The following is a 14,846-nucleotide window of genomic DNA, read 5'->3' as shown; positions in this document are numbered from 1 at the left end:
GCCCCCTTATGCGTTGCGCGTGACCTGGCCGTCGCGAGCCAGCAGCGTGGCCGCGACGATGTCGTCCGCGAGATCGATATTCAGCGTGCCTTCCTTCGTGACGATCAGCTTCAGGAAGTCGAGCAGGTTGCGCGCGTATAGCGACGATGCGTCGGCGGGCACCATCGCGGCGAGATTCGTATAGCCGACGATCTGCACGCCATAGCGCACCACCACCTGGTCCGTTTCGGTCAGCGGACAATTGCCGCCGCGCCGGCCGTCGACTTCAGGGCCGCGGCCAGCCGCGAGGTCGACGAGCACCGAGCCCGGTTTCATCGCCTGTACGGTTTCGACCGACAGCAGCGTCGGCGCGGGGCGGCCCGGAATCAGCGCGGTCGAGATGACAATGTCCGCCTGCTTCGCGCGCTCGTGCACGAGCGCCGACTGGCGCGCGAGCCACGACGGCGGCATCGGCCTCGCATAGCCGCCGACGCCCTGCGCGGCGTCGCGCTCCTCGTCGGTTTCGTAGGGCACGTCGAGAAATTTCGCGCCGAGCGATTCGATCTGCTCCTTGACGGCCGGGCGCACGTCGGACGCCTCCAGCACCGCACCGAGGCGCTTTGCGGTGGCGATCGCCTGCAGGCCGGCCACGCCCGCGCCGAGAATCAGCACGCGCGCGGCCTTCACGGTGCCGGCCGCGGTCATCAGCATCGGCATGAAGCGCGGATAGAGCGTAGCCGCGAGCAGCACCGCCTTGTAGCCGGCAATGTTCGCCTGCGACGACAGCACGTCGAGGCTTTGAGCACGCGTGGTGCGCGGCGCCGCTTCGAGCGCGAACGCGGTGACGCCGGCCGCGGCGAGTTTGCCAGCATTCTCGGCGTTGAACGGGTCGAGCATGCCGACGAGCGTCGCGCCGCGCTTCAGGAGCGGCAGTTCGGAATCGGTGGGGGATTGGACTTTGAGGACGAGATCTGCGCCGAACGCGGTGGCGGCATCGACGATTTCGGCGCCCACGGCCGTATAGGCATCATCGGGAAAGCTCGCGCCGGCGCCGGCGCCGCTTTGAAGCGTGACCCGGTGGCCTTGCGCCACGTATTTCTTGACCGTTTCGGGCGTCGCGGCAACGCGGGTTTCATGCGCGCGCGTTTCGGCTGGCACTCCGATGTGCATCGTTGTTCCTCCTCGACTTCCTGTTTGACGACAGATCTGCCGACGAGGCTCGCCGGCTTGCACATGCAACGGCTAACGCAGGCCCCACTTTAACCGAAACCGTCACGCGGCCAATATCGGGGTCGATGCGAATGCGCGGCAGACCGCCAAAGTGTTGCGAATCAGTCGCGAACGTGCTGCGAACCCGCCGCGAATCGGTCGTCAGCTTGCGCCGGCCATTGCCCCGCCGGGGTCAGTGCAGCGCCCGGCAGCCGGCGCGCATAACCGGTAAAATGCGCACCCATGAAACCGGAAACCTGGCTGCCGCACGTGACCGTCGCGGCGATCGTCGAGCGTGACGGGCGCTTCCTGCTGGTCGAGGAACATACCGCCGCCGGCCTGCGCCTGAACCAGCCCGCCGGCCATCTCGAGGCGGGCGAAACGCTGCTGGAAGCGGTGGTCCGCGAAACGCTCGAGGAAACCGCCCATCCGTTCGCGCCCGAGGCGCTCGTCGGCATGTACATGACCCACTTCGAGCGGCCGGACCGCGCGGGCACCACGTACCTGCGCTTCACCTATTGCGGTGCGGGCGGCGAGCCGGACCCGGCGACTTCGCTCGATCCCGACATCGTCCGCACGCTGTGGATGAGCGCCGATGAGTTGCGCGGGTGCCCCGAGCGGCATCGCACGCCGCTCGTGATGCAGTGCATCGACGATTACCTCGCCGGCCGGCGTTTCCCGCTCGACTTCGTCCATACCCATTCGGTCGGGCCGAAGCGATAAAGCCGTCACGAGCGGCCCCTACAAGATCCATGCAGTCATGCAGCACCCAGTGAGTACCTTATGAGCAAGCGTAAAGTCGTAGTAGGCATGTCGGGCGGCGTCGATTCGTCGGTCACCGCGTGGCTGCTGAAGGAACAGGGTTACGACGTGGTCGGCCTGTTCATGAAGAACTGGGAAGACGACGACGACAGCGAATACTGCTCGACGCGCCAGGACTGGATCGACGTGGTGTCGGTCGCGGACCTGATCGGCATCGACGTCGAGGCGGTCAACTTCGCGGCCGAATATAAAGACCGCGTATTCGCCGAGTTTCTGCGCGAATATTCGGCCGGCCGCACGCCGAACCCGGACGTGCTGTGCAACGCCGAAATCAAGTTCAAGGCCTTCCTCGATCACGCGATGTCGCTCGGCGCGGAAACCATCGCGACCGGCCACTATGCGCGCGTGCGCCAGAACCACGAGCGCGACGGCCGCTTCGAGCTGCTGAAGGCGCTCGATCATACGAAGGACCAGTCGTACTTCCTGCATCGGCTGAACCAGGCGCAGTTGTCGAAGACGCTGTTCCCGCTCGGCGAAATTCCCAAGACCAAAGTGCGCGAGATCGCCGCGCAGATCGGCCTGCCGAACGCGAAGAAGAAGGATTCGACCGGCATCTGTTTCATCGGCGAGCGGCCGTTCCGCGACTTCCTGAACCGCTATCTGCCGACCAGGCCGGGGCCGATGAAGACTACCGATGGCAAGATCGTCGGCGAGCACATCGGCCTCGCGTTCTACACGTTCGGCCAGCGCAAGGGCATCGGTCTCGGCGGCAGCAAGGACGGCAGCGGCGAGCCGTGGTTCGCCGCGGGCAAGGATATTCCGACCAATACGCTGTACGTCGCGCAGGGGCACGATCATCCGTGGCTGCTGTGCCATACGCTGTCGGCGGGCAACACGAGCTGGGTCGCGGGCGAGCCGCCGGCCGATGGCTTCGCGTGCGGCGCGAAGACGCGCTACCGGCAGGCCGACGCGGCGTGCACGTTCAACGCCGCGGCGGCAGGCGGTTCGGGCGACGGCCTGTTCGAGCTGACCTTCGACGCCGCGCAATGGGCCGTCACGCCGGGACAATCGGCGGTGCTGTACGACGGCGACGTGTGCCTCGGCGGCGGCATCATCGAACGCGCGATGACCGGGCAACCGGCCGAGCTGCCGCCGGATCAGGCGCCGAAGCAAACTCGCGCGCAGCGTCGCAAGCAGGCGCATAAGCCGAAGCAGCCGCAGCGCGCATCGCAGGACGAGCCGCAGACTCCGCGGCAAAAAGCGGCGCTGCTCGGAGCGCGTTGAGCGATGCATAACGGCGCGCGCGGCGGGTCACACCGATGCGACCCGCGCGCGCCGCTCTCCCTGTTTCCCCGCCTGGCGCAGTCACACACGCTTCACCTTCGCGTGCGACGCCTGGCTTCCATTCCCAGGCCTCATCTTCGGTCTTTCCCCGTCGACGCCGCGCCGTGACCCGCAGCCGCCAGTTTTCCTTCGCGACGGATACCGCCCGCGCCCCCTCGCGCGGACGATCCCGCCGCAATGATCTTCACTGCACTGGAGTCCCCATGTTTTCTCGACGCTATCTGGCCATGTGGTGCGCAATCGCGCTCGCCGCGGCATGTGCCGCGCTGGCCGCGACGCATCGCCTGTCGTGGTTCTGGATCATCGTGCCGATCGCGCTCGTCGCGCTCGGCGTGTTCGACCTGACCCAACAGCGCCACGCGATCCTGCGCAACTACCCGCTGTGGGGCCACCTGCGCTTCATTTTCGAATTCATCCGGCCGGAGATCCGTCAGTATTTCGTCGAAGACGATACCGACGAAAAGCCGTTCTCGCGCGCGCAACGCAGCATCGTCTACCAGCGCGCGAAGAACGATGTGGATAGCCGCCCGTACGGCACCGAGCTCGACGTGAAGGCGATCGCGCACGAATGGATCAGCCACTCGCTCGCGCCGACCACGCTCGACGGTCACGACTTTCGCATCGTCGTCGGCCCCGATCGCGCGCAGCCGTATTCGATGTCGATCTTCAACGTATCGGCGATGAGCTTCGGCTCACTATCGGCCAACGCGATCATGGCGCTGAACCTCGGCGCGAAGAAAGGCAACTTCGCGCACGACACCGGCGAAGGCTCGATGTCGAAATATCACCGTGAACATGGCGGCGACATCATCTGGGAAATCGCTTCCGGCTATTTTGGATGTCGTAACGACGACGGCACCTTCAACGCCGAAAAGTTCGCGAAGCAGGCCGCCGAACCGCAGGTGAAGATGATCGAGGTGAAGCTGTCGCAAGGCGCGAAGCCGGGTCACGGCGGCGTGCTGCCGGCCGCGAAGATCACGCCCGAAATCGCCGAGACGCGCGGCGTGCCGATGGGCCGCGACTGCATCTCGCCAGCGACGCACTCCGAGTTCTCGACGCCGCGCGAGCTGCTCGAATTCGTCGAGCGGCTGCGCACGCTGTCGGGCGGCAAGCCGACCGGCTTCAAGCTGTGCATCGGGCATCCGTGGGAATTCTTCGGGATCGCGAAGGCGATGCTGGAAACGGGCATCCTGCCGGACTTCATCGTCGTGGACGGCGCCGAAGGCGGCACCGGCGCGGCGCCGCTCGAATTCACCGATCACGTCGGCGTGCCGTTGCAGGAAGGGCTGCTGCTCGTACACAACACGCTGGTCGGCATCGGTCTGCGGCAGCGCATCCGCATCGGCGCGAGCGGCAAGATGATCACCGCGTTCGATATCGCGAAGACGCTCGCGATCGGTGCCGACTGGGTCAACGCGGCGCGCGGCTTCATGTTCGCGGTCGGCTGCATACAGGCGCAGACCTGCCATACCGGCCGCTGTCCGACCGGCGTCGCGACCCAGGACCCGGTGCGCCAGCGCGCGCTGGTGGTGCCGGACAAGGCCGATCGCGTATTCAACTTCCACCACAACACGCTGCATGCGTTGCAGGAAATCATCCAGGCCGCCGGGCTGCGGCATCCGGCGGAGCTGCGCGCGCATCACATCGTGCGGCGCGTGTCGTCGCATGAAGTGCGGCTGATGTCGGAGCTGCTCAAGTATCTCGAACCGAACGACCTGCTGAACGGCAACTATCGCTATAGTCTGTTCGAGACGTACTGGCCGATCGCGCAAAGCGATTCGTTCTCGCCGAAGGCGGAGCTGGCGGCGTGCTGAGTGCGCGCGGCCCCTTGCCGCGCCGCCTGTCGCCCAAAAGCCGCATCGCGGCCCGTCCGACCCCGCAAAACGGGCCGCCCACCTTCCTTTCCGTTAAAATCTCGGGTTTAGCACTTCGCTCCACGGCCCGCTCGCGCGCTTAGGCGCACGCGGCACGGCCCCCCATGCCCGAAAGGCACTTCATGCTCACGTTTCAGCAAATCATCCTGACCTTGCAGTCCTACTGGGACAAGCAGGGCTGCGCGTTGCTCCAGCCGATCGACATGGAAGTCGGCGCGGGCACGTCCCACGTTCATACGTTTCTGCGCGCGATCGGCCCCGAGCCGTGGCGTGCCGCCTACGTGCAACCGTCGCGCCGTCCGAAAGACGGTCGCTACGGCGAGAACCCGAACCGTCTGCAGCACTACTACCAGTACCAGGTGGTGCTCAAGCCCGCGCCGGAAAACATTCTCGACCTGTACCTCGGCTCGCTCGAAGCGCTCGGCTTCGACCTGAAGCAGAACGACGTGCGCTTCGTCGAGGACGACTGGGAAAACCCGACGCTCGGCGCGTGGGGGCTCGGTTGGGAAGTGTGGCTGAACGGCATGGAAGTGACGCAGTTCACGTACTTCCAGCAGGTCGGCGGTCTCGACTGCAAGCCGGTGCTCGGCGAAATCACCTACGGTCTCGAACGCCTCGCGATGTATCTGCAGAAGGTCGAGAACGTCTACGACCTCGTCTGGACCGAGTGGGAAGAGCAAGGCCCGAACGGCCCCGAGCTGCGCCGCCTGACCTACGGCGACGTGTATCACCAGAACGAAGTCGAGCAGTCCACCTACAACTTCGAGCACGCGAACGTCGATCTGCTGTTCACGTTCTTCAACAGCTACGAAGCGGAAGCGAAGCGCATGATCGATGCGCAGATCGCGCTGCCCGCCTATGAACTCGTGCTGAAGGCCGGCCACACGTTCAACCTGCTCGACGCGCGCGGCGCGATTTCGGTCACGGAGCGCGCGGCGTACATCGGCCGGATTCGCGCGCTGTCGCGTCTGGTCGCGCAGGCCTACTACGACTCGCGCGAAAAGCTGGGCTTCCCGATGCTCGGCAATCCGGTGCATGGCGTGCCCGGCCTCACCACCGACGAGCAGGACGCCGCGATGCCCGCGTGGGCGCCGCCGCTGAAAGTCGAACGCAAGATCGACCAGGACTGACGAGAACTTCAACCAATGACTCAATCTCAACACGCTACCCTGCTCGTCGAGCTGCTGACCGAAGAACTGCCGCCGAAGGCGCTCGCGCGTCTCGGCGACGCCTTCGCCGAAGGCATTGCGCAGCGCCTCGCGGCGCGCGACCTGATCGAAGGCGAACCGTCGTTCGAACGCTTTGCCACGCCGCGCCGTCTCGCGGTGACGATTCACAACGTGCGCGCGGTCGCGCCGGAAAAACACGTGCGCGAAAAAGTGCTGCCGGTTTCCGTCGCGCTCGACAAAGACGGCCAGCCCACCGCGCCGCTCGCGAAGAAACTCGCCGCGCTCGGCTTCCCCGACTTCACGGTGAACGACCTCGAACGCGCCCAGGACGGTAAAGCCGAAGCGTTCTTCCTGCGCTACGCGGCGCCGGGCGCGACGCTCGCCGACGGCCTGCAGGCCGCGCTCGACGAAACGCTCGGGAAGCTGCCGATTCCGAAGGTGATGACGTATCAGCGCCCCGACGGTTCGAGCGTGCAGTTCGTGCGCCCGGTGCATCGCCTGACCGCGCTGCACGGCGAAGAAATCGTGCCGGTGAGCGCGCTCGGCATCGACGCCGACGACACCACGCTCGGCCACCGCTTCCTGTCCGAAGGTTTCGTGCAGATCCAGCACGCGCAGTCGTATGCCGATACGCTCGAACACCGGGGCCGCGTGATCGCGAGCTTCGCCAGGCGCAAGGAAGCGATCCGCTCGCAACTGCTCGCGCATGCCGGCGAAGACAAGGTCGTGATGCCCGAAGCGCTGCTCGACGAAGTGACGTCGCTGGTCGAATGGCCGGTCGTCTATGAGTGCCGCTTCGAGGACGAATTCCTGCAGGTGCCGCAGGAATGCCTGATCCTGACGATGCAAACCAACCAGAAGTACTTCGCGCTGACCGATGCGAACGGCAAGCTGCGCTCGCGCTTCCTGATCGTGTCGAACATCGAGACCGCGACGCCGGTCGAGATCGTCGAAGGCAATGAGCGCGTCGTGCGTCCGCGTCTCGCCGACGCGAAGTTCTTCTTCACGCAGGACAAGAAGAAGCCGCTCGCGGATCGCGTGCCGCTGCTCGCGAACGTCGTTTATCACAACAAGCTCGGCTCGGCGCTGCAACGCGTGGAGCGGCTCGAAGGGCTGGCCGGCGCGATCGCCGCAATGACCGGCGCCGACGTCGCGCGCGCGACGCGCGCCGCGCGTCTCGCGAAGGCCGACCTGATCACCGACATGGTCGGCGAATTCCCCGAGCTGCAAGGCACGATGGGCACGTACTACGCGCGCCACGACGGCGAGCAGGAAGAAGTCGCGCTCGCATGCTCGGAACACTACCAGCCGCGCTTCTCGGGCGACGCCCTGCCCACCACCGAGACCGGCACCGTCGTCGCGCTCGCCGACAAGCTCGAAACGCTGGTCGGCATCTGGGGCATCGGCCTGCAGCCCACCGGCGAAAAAGACCCGTTCGCGCTGCGCCGTCATGCGCTCGGCGTGCTGCGCATCCTGATCGAAAAGCAGTTGAACGTCGACTTCGTCGATCTGCTGCGCATCGCTTATGCGCAATTCGCCGGCATGCCGAACGTCGCCGATTCGACCGACGCGATCTACGAGTTCAGCATGGACCGCCTGCGCGGCCTGCTGCGCGAACGCGGCTACGCGGCCGGCGAAATCGACGCGGTGCTCGCGCTGAACCCGACGCGGCTCGACGACATCGTCGCGCGCCTCGACGCGGTGCGCGAATTCGCGTCGCTCGCCGAAGCGGCGTCGCTGGCGGCGGCCAACAAGCGGATCTCGAACATCCTGAAGAAGTCGGAAGGCGTGACGAACGGTGGCGTGCAGCCCGGCTTGCTCACCGAAGCAGCGGAGAAGGCGCTCAACGCGCAGCTCGAACAGGTGACGCCGCGCGTGCAATCGCAACTGGCCGTGCGCGACTACACCGGCGCGCTGACGGCACTGGCCGCGCTGCGCGAGCCGGTCGACACGTTCTTCAACGACGTGATGGTCAACGCCGAAGACCCGGCGTTGCGCGCGAACCGTCTGGCTCTGCTCGGCGCGCTGCATCAGCAGATGAACTGCGTCGCCGATATTTCCCGACTCGCCGCTTGAGCACCGCGCCATGCCGATCAAGAAAGTGGTGATCCTCGACCGCGACGGTGTGATCAACGTCGACTCCGACGCGTTCATCAAGTCGCCGGACGAATGGGTTGCGCTGCCCGGCGCGCTGGAGGCGATCGCGCGCCTGAACCAGGCGGGCTATCGCGTCGCGATCGCGACGAACCAGTCGGGCATCGGCCGCGGTCTGTTCGACATGGACGCGTTGAACGCGATGCATCTGAAGATGCACCGGATGGCCGCAGCGGTCGGCGCGCGCATCGAAGCGGTGTTCTTCTGCCCGCATACGGCGGAAGATCACTGCGAATGCCGCAAGCCGAAGCCCGGCATGCTGAAGATGATCGCCGAGCGTTTCGAGGTCGATCCGGCGCATACGCCGACCGTCGGCGATTCGCTTCGCGATCTGCAAGCGGGCGCGGCGCTCGGTCACCCGATCCATCTCGTGTTGACCGGCAAGGGCCGCAAGACCCTCGCCGCGGGCGGCCTGCCCGAAGGCACGATCGTGCACGACGACCTGCGCGCGTTCGCGCTCGACTTTCTTGCCAACGCGCAGGAATAAGCCCACACCGCGCGCTCCCAACCTTCACCGACCACGCCGATGCGCTTTATCCGTTCCCTGCTGCTGCTGATTTACTTCGTTGTGGCCACGGTGCCGTACGCGACCGCGTGCTTCATCGCGTTTCCGTTCCTGCGCGCGGAAAAGCGCTACTGGATGGCGGCCGGCTGGTGTCGTCTGACGCTGTGGACGGTGCGCTACCTGAACGGCATCCGCTATCGCACCGAAGGTTTCGAGAACCTGCCCAACGGCCCGGCCGTGCTGCTGTCGAAGCATCAGTCGGCGTGGGAAACGATCGCGTTTCCGGCGCTCATGCCGCGCCCGCTGTGCTACGTGTTCAAGCGCGAGCTGTTGTATGTGCCGTTCTTCGGCTGGGCGCTCGGCATGCTGAAGATGGTCCACATCAACCGCAAGGAAGGCAAGTACGCGTTCGAATCGGTCACGAACCAGGGCAAGGCCCGCATGGCCGAAGGCGCATGGGTCATCATGTTTCCCGAAGGCACGCGCACGCCGACCGGCAAGCAGGGCAAGTACAAGACCGGCGGTGCACGCTTCGCGATCGCAACCGGCGCGCCTGTCGTGCCGATCGCGCACAACGCGGGTCGCGTGTGGCCGCGCAACTCGTTTACGAAATATCCGGGTATAGTCACGGTGTCGATCGGCAAGCCGATCGAAACGACGGGGCTCACGCCCGACGAAGTGAACACGCGCGTCGAACAGTGGATCGAAGCCGAAATGCGCCGCATCGATCCGACTGCCTACAGCGCGGCGGCCAACGACTCTGCCGCCGCTCCCATCTGACGCGCCACGCCTTCGAAGCCCGAAGGCGTCTTGCGCGAAGCGAAGCCGATGCAGAAGTCTCCCACGCCGCAGCCCGCCGCGGCGCTCGAAAACCGGCAGCTCGATCTCCCGCTCTTCGCCGAGCCGGGGTCGACGTCGTCGACTCCATCACCTTCCACGCCGGGTTCATCCGGCACCGCGCCGGCCCGGCCGCCCGTCGCGCCGCTCGCGCCGGACGGCAGCAAGCTGCGCAGCCTCACCATCGGTTCACGCACGCTGCATTACGCGCTCAAGCGTTCCGCGCGCCGCTCGATCGGCTTTGCGATCGACAGCACCGGCCTCACGATCACCGCGCCGCGCTGGGTCACGCTCGGCGATATCGAAACCGCTATCACCGAAAAACAGCGCTGGATTTTTACGAAGCTGATCGAATGGCAAACGCGCGTCGAACAGCGCGCGCTGCCGAAGATCGATTGGAAAGACGGCGCCGAAGTGCCCTATCTCGGTCAACCGGTGCGCGTGACGCTCGGCGCGCCGCAAGGCATGCTGAGGTTCAGCGCTGAGCACGGCGCGCTGCAATTGCCGCTGCCGTTGCAAGCCGACCCGCAGCAGATCAAGGATCGCGTGCAGGGTTGGCTGCAAGGCGAAGCGAAGCGGCTGTTCGGCGAGCGGCTGGAGATTTACGCGGAAAAGCTTGGCGTCAACTATCGCGCGTATGCGTTGTCTTCGGCGGCGACGCGCTGGGGCAGTTGTTCGAGCGACGGCAAAATCCGCCTGAACTGGCGGCTGATTCATTTTCCGCTGTCGATCATCGATTACGTCGTCGCGCACGAGTTGGCGCATCTGCGCGAGATGAATCACAGTCCGCGCTTCTGGCAGACGGTCGAATCGATTTTTCCGGAATTCCGCGAGGCGCGGCAGACACTGAAATCGCATCCGCCGGAGTTGTTGCCGACGCTTTGAGGCCGGGTGCTATCTCTGCGACAGCGCTTTCGCGGACTGCAACAGATCGTCGAGCATCGCGCCGCGCCTGTCCAGGCTCGTGTCGCGGCCAGTCATGAAACACAGCGCTGCAATCGGCAGTCCCGCACGATCGCGAATCGGCGCTGCCATACAAAGCCTGAACGCGTTCGAAAGTCCTTCGGTGCAACAGTAGCCTCGTTCCTTTGCGGCCTGCACGTCCTTCAGGAATTCGTCGAATTCGATGCTCGCCCCGTTGTCGAGGATGAAATCTTCGGCCGGAATCAGCGCGCGAATCTCGTCGGCGCCCAGGTGACCTAGCAGCAGACGTCCCGTGGCGGTCCAGGGAATCGGCACTCTCACGCCGATGTCCGAACTGATGTTGAATGGCCGCGCACTGTGCTCGGACAACACGACCGTGTACTTGTTGCCTTCCAGCATGCACAACTGCGTGGTCTCGTCGTACTTCCTCACCAGTCCCAGTATGGATTGATGCGCGCGGCTGATCAGATCGTTGTGCGTTGCATAGTCGGATCCGTAGTAGTGCATCTCGCGCCCAAAGAACACGCTGCCGTCCGCGGCCGTCTCGAGCCAGCCCACTTCCGTGAGAATCGCGACCAGCTCGTAAATGCTCGAACGCGGCGCACCGGTTGCCTCGATCAGTTCGCGCATCGTCAGCGGGCGTTGGGCAATATGCAATTGCCGGAAAATCGCGATGACGCGGTCCACGCCTCTCGCCCGAGACGACTCTGTAACAGCCATGCATTCACCCCGTAAAGCGTTGATCCGACCGGTTGTCATTCAAGCGACGCGAGTGTATCGCACGGCAGACGCGCGATAGCGACTTTCAGGCCAAGCCGGGTCAATGGTCGAGAACTCGATGCAGAAACTGCCGGGTGCGTTCGTTCGTGGGATTGACGAAGATCTGCTCCGGATCGCCCTGCTCGGCGATGACGCCCTTGTCCATGAAAACGACGCGGTCAGCGGTCTTGCGGGCAAAGCCCATTTCATGCGTGACGACGACCATCGTCATGCCGTCGCGCGCGAGCCCGCGCATCACCTCGGTGACCTCGCCGACCAGCTCCGGGTCGAGCGCGGACGTCGCCTCGTCGAAGAACATGATGCCGGGCTCGACCGCGAGCGCTCGCGCAATCGCCACGCGTTGCTGCTGACCGCCCGAGAGCTGGCTGGGATAGTGTTCGGCGCGGTCCGCGAGCCCGACGCGATCGAGTGTCTCCATCGCGCGCTTGCGCGCGTCGGCCGGACTCATGCGGCGCGCCTTGATCAGCGCGAGCGTGACATTGCCGAGCGCGGTCTTGTGAGGAAACAGATTGAACTGCTGGAAGACCATGCCGACGTGGCCACGAATCTCCCGTGCCCGACGCGGATCATGCAAGGGCACTTCGTTGACCCAGACCTCGCCGGAATCGGTGGTCTCCAATCCCGCCATGATTCGCAGGACCGTGCTCTTGCCCGAGCCTGACGCGCCGATCAGCACCAGCACTTCACCCGAGCGGACCTCTAGATTGATTTCGTTCAGCACCCTGGTCGAACCGAATGCTTTGCTGACGCCCGTCAGTGAAATGATCGGCCTGGTTTGGCTTTGGTTATTCACGACAATCTCCTGCGGTCATGGTGGCGCACCCATTGCGAAAGCGGGAAGCACACGGCGAAGTAAATGAGTGCGACGAGTCCATAGATTTCCACCGGCTTGCCGATCCGGTCGACGATCGCCTGGCCACCGTGCATCAACTCGGACATTCCGATCATGCTGACGATCGAGGTGTCCTTGATGAGCGACAGATACTGTCCGACGAGAGGCGGCAACACGATCTTTCCGGTCTGAGGCAGCACGACGAACGAGAACGCCTGAGCCCTCGTGAGGCCGAGGATCTGCGAAACCTCCCATTGACCTTTGCGTACCGCCTCGATCCCCGAGCGGAAAATTTCGGCGATATAGGCGCCCTGATAGACGCTCAAGCCAATGACGCCGGCTGCGAACACGTCGATCGCATAACCGAAGTACGACACGCCGAAATAGATGAACATCAGCGTGATGAGCACCGGCGTGCCGCGAAACAGCTCGGTATAGAGTCTGGCGATGCGGTCCGTGCCCCACGGTCCGAACGACCGCAAGACCGCGGCGAACAGGCCGATCAGCGTGCTGCCCACGATGGACGCGATCGACAGCAACAGCGTGGTCACCAGACCCTGCAGCAGGATCGATAGACTGGTTTTCAGCAATTCGACTGACATGATCCAACTCCAATCCGGGAATCAGGCCCGCTTCGTCCGGCGCATAAAGCCTGTCCCGAAACCGGTGCGCGCCGGCATGGCGAGGGGAGGATGAAAGAGCCGCGCGCCGAGCTGACCCGCAAGCCATGACAGTACGTTGCTGAGCACGAGATACGCGACGAGCGTCACGCTGAACGTCTGAAGGTAGAGAAGCGTGCGCGAGTTGATCACGGTCGCCGTACCGGTCAACTCCGGCAATGCAATGGCGGACAGCAGCGACGTGCCGAGCAGCAACTGGATCAGGTAGTTGACGATGGCCGGATAGACGGCGCGCGTCGCCTGCGGCAGCACGACCTCGACGAAGATCTGCGCGCGTTCGAGGCCGAGAATGCCAGCAGCCTCGATTTGGCCGCGCGGCACCGACTGTATGCCGGCGCGGAACACTTCCGACAGGTAAGCACCGACGTTGAGGCCGAGCGCGATGACGCCCGCCCAGTACGCGTCGAGCGAAACACCCGCTGACGGAAGACCGAAGAACACGATGAAAATCTGCAACAGCACAGGCGTATTACGGATGATTTCAACGTAGCCCCGGGCGATCCATCGAAGCACAGCGAGCGGAGAAGCGCCGGCGAGCGCGGTCAACAAGCCGAGGACTAACGCCAGTACGAAGGCCAGCACGGTCACCTGCAACGTCAGCCAGCTCGCGCTCAGAAACTCCGGCACGTAGCCCCACAAAGTCAGCCACTGGTAACTCATCTCATGCTCCCCATCGTGCGGGCTTCACTAGATATCGGCGTCTGCCGCGTTTTAAAACTGCGGATTGAGCGGATAGCGCGGATCGGTGCCGAACCACTTGTTGTAGAGCTGCGCGTTGAGCTTCGACGCATTGACGTTGAAGAGGAACAGATTCAGATAGTTCAGCCATTCCTGATCACCGGCCTTGACGCCGAACGCGTTGTATTCGAGCGGGACCAGCGCTTCGTTCGTGACGGCAAGTTCAGGATCGAGCTTGGCCTGATAAGCGAGGAAGTTGTTGTCCTCGATCATCGCGTCAGCCTGCCCCTGCTTGACGGCAAGTATTGCGGCTTGCGAGCTGTCGTATTCCTGGATCTTCACCGGGATATTCAGCGAGCGCACTTCATCGCCATTGGTCGAGCCCTTGACCGTCGCGATCGTGCGACCGCTCATGTCCTTGATCGACTGAATACCGCTGTTTTTTCTGACCAGCAGCGCTTCGCTGGCAACCACGTACGGGGCCGTGAATTCGATCACTTTCGCGCGCTCGAGATTACGCGTGAAGTTGCAGAACACGACGTCCACCTTGCTGGTCTGCAGATTCGGAATCCGGTTCGCGCTGGTCGTATTCACGACCTCGAGCTTCACGCCCATCTGCTTCGCGAGTTCCTTCGCGAGGTCCACGTCATAGCCGTCCGGTTGGCCGTCTTTGTTATAGAACCCGAACGGCGCGAATGTCAGGCAGTCCCCGACGCGCAGCGTGCCTCGCTGCAACACGCCCTGAAGCGTCGACGGAACTGCCGCCGCGCCCTGCTCCGGCGTGGCCACCTTGGTGCAGCCAGTGATGGCGAGCAATCCAGCAACAGCGAACAGAAAGGCGGCTCTGGCGCCTCGATTGGCAAGCTTCATGGGCAGGGTCCTAAGCGGAGAAGAGGGTTTCGGAGCAGACGCATCGGCTTCAGGCCTTTCGGCATGCCTGAAAATTCGCCAGGTCACGCATCGATTGTCCGATATATCAGACTGCTATCTGACGAATCGGATTGATACCGAGTGTTGGACACTAATATCCAAGCGGCAACCGGACACAAACCCTTATTGCCCGCACTTTTTTGTTGAAATAAGTCCGCGCGGATTCCACGAAGCGCATCGAGTCCGGGC

At 64.2% G+C, this 14,846-nt stretch carries 14 protein-coding genes; 8 read left to right on the top strand and 6 right to left on the bottom strand.

The window, feature by feature from the left end:
* Nucleotides 1–6: 6 nt before the first annotated feature.
* Nucleotides 7–1,149 carry a Re/Si-specific NAD(P)(+) transhydrogenase subunit alpha gene (locus GCT19_RS34935; RefSeq protein WP_152854468.1) on the bottom strand — a complete coding sequence of 381 codons (1,143 nt, stop codon included), beginning with the start codon at nt 1,147–1,149 and terminating at the stop codon, nt 7–9.
* A 282-nt stretch (nt 1,150–1,431) separates the two neighbouring features.
* Here GCT19_RS34935 and GCT19_RS34930 point away from each other — a divergent pair, with 282 nt between their 5' ends.
* From GCT19_RS34930 to GCT19_RS34895, 8 genes are all read left to right on the top strand, one after another.
* Nucleotides 1,432–1,911, top strand: coding sequence for an NUDIX hydrolase (locus tag GCT19_RS34930; protein WP_018431917.1), 480 nt, complete (start codon nt 1,432–1,434; stop codon nt 1,909–1,911).
* Nucleotides 1,912–1,971: 60 nt separating this feature from the next.
* Nucleotides 1,972–3,234, top strand: coding sequence for a tRNA 2-thiouridine(34) synthase MnmA (mnmA, locus tag GCT19_RS34925; protein ID WP_013088455.1), 1,263 nt, complete (start codon nt 1,972–1,974; stop codon nt 3,232–3,234).
* A gap of 263 nt (nt 3,235–3,497) precedes the next feature.
* The gene (locus tag GCT19_RS34920) at nt 3,498–5,108 is read left to right on the top strand and encodes an FMN-binding glutamate synthase family protein (RefSeq protein WP_152854467.1); all 1,611 of its coding nucleotides are present in this window, start codon (nt 3,498–3,500) and stop codon (nt 5,106–5,108) included.
* Nucleotides 5,109–5,290: 182 nt separating this feature from the next.
* Nucleotides 5,291–6,298 (top strand): glycine--tRNA ligase subunit alpha, encoded by a 1,008-nt coding sequence (glyQ, locus tag GCT19_RS34915; protein ID WP_013088411.1) that lies wholly within the window; start codon nt 5,291–5,293, stop codon nt 6,296–6,298.
* A gap of 15 nt (nt 6,299–6,313) precedes the next feature.
* Nucleotides 6,314–8,413, top strand: coding sequence for a glycine--tRNA ligase subunit beta (gene glyS, locus GCT19_RS34910; protein WP_152854466.1), 2,100 nt, complete (start codon nt 6,314–6,316; stop codon nt 8,411–8,413).
* Between the two features lie 10 nt (nt 8,414–8,423).
* On the top strand, nt 8,424–8,978 hold the full coding sequence (gene gmhB / locus GCT19_RS34905) for a D-glycero-beta-D-manno-heptose 1,7-bisphosphate 7-phosphatase (protein ID WP_013088409.1): 555 nt from the start codon (nt 8,424–8,426) through the stop codon (nt 8,976–8,978).
* 39 nt (nt 8,979–9,017) lie between these two features.
* A complete protein-coding gene (locus GCT19_RS34900) occupies nt 9,018–9,776 on the top strand; it encodes a lysophospholipid acyltransferase family protein (RefSeq protein WP_152854465.1) in 759 nt (252 codons plus the stop codon).
* A 48-nt stretch (nt 9,777–9,824) separates the two neighbouring features.
* Nucleotides 9,825–10,718 carry a M48 family metallopeptidase gene (locus GCT19_RS34895; protein ID WP_152854464.1) on the top strand — a complete coding sequence of 298 codons (894 nt, stop codon included), beginning with the start codon at nt 9,825–9,827 and terminating at the stop codon, nt 10,716–10,718.
* 9 nt (nt 10,719–10,727) lie between these two features.
* On the opposite strand, the gene GCT19_RS34890 is transcribed toward GCT19_RS34895, so the two are convergent.
* The 5 genes from GCT19_RS34890 to GCT19_RS34870 all read right to left on the bottom strand — a co-directional run bounded on the left by GCT19_RS34890 (nt 10,728) and on the right by GCT19_RS34870 (nt 14,597).
* Nucleotides 10,728–11,477: an IclR family transcriptional regulator gene (locus GCT19_RS34890; RefSeq protein ID WP_013088406.1), complete on the bottom strand. Its 750-nt coding sequence runs from the start codon at nt 11,475–11,477 to the stop codon at nt 10,728–10,730.
* A gap of 100 nt (nt 11,478–11,577) precedes the next feature.
* Nucleotides 11,578–12,330 carry an amino acid ABC transporter ATP-binding protein gene (locus GCT19_RS34885; protein ID WP_321576922.1) on the bottom strand — a complete coding sequence of 251 codons (753 nt, stop codon included), beginning with the start codon at nt 12,328–12,330 and terminating at the stop codon, nt 11,578–11,580.
* Complete coding sequence (locus tag GCT19_RS34880) at nt 12,327–12,971, bottom strand: amino acid ABC transporter permease (protein WP_152854463.1); 645 nt, start codon at nt 12,969–12,971, stop codon at nt 12,327–12,329. The genes GCT19_RS34885 and GCT19_RS34880 overlap by 4 nt, the downstream gene beginning before the upstream one ends.
* A gap of 21 nt (nt 12,972–12,992) precedes the next feature.
* Nucleotides 12,993–13,709, bottom strand: a complete 717-nt coding sequence (locus tag GCT19_RS34875) for an amino acid ABC transporter permease (RefSeq protein WP_152854462.1) — start codon at nt 13,707–13,709, stop codon at nt 12,993–12,995.
* A gap of 51 nt (nt 13,710–13,760) precedes the next feature.
* Nucleotides 13,761–14,597 carry an ABC transporter substrate-binding protein gene (locus tag GCT19_RS34870; protein ID WP_152854461.1) on the bottom strand — a complete coding sequence of 279 codons (837 nt, stop codon included), beginning with the start codon at nt 14,595–14,597 and terminating at the stop codon, nt 13,761–13,763.
* Nucleotides 14,598–14,846 lie beyond the last annotated feature (249 nt).

Origin of the sequence: Paraburkholderia atlantica (genome assembly GCF_009362785.1) — a bacterium.
GTDB classification, from domain to species: Bacteria; Pseudomonadota; Gammaproteobacteria; order Burkholderiales; family Burkholderiaceae; genus Paraburkholderia; species Paraburkholderia atlantica.
The sequence above is the reverse complement of the archived record's forward strand: the minus strand, read 5'-3'. Positions and strand labels throughout refer to the sequence as shown.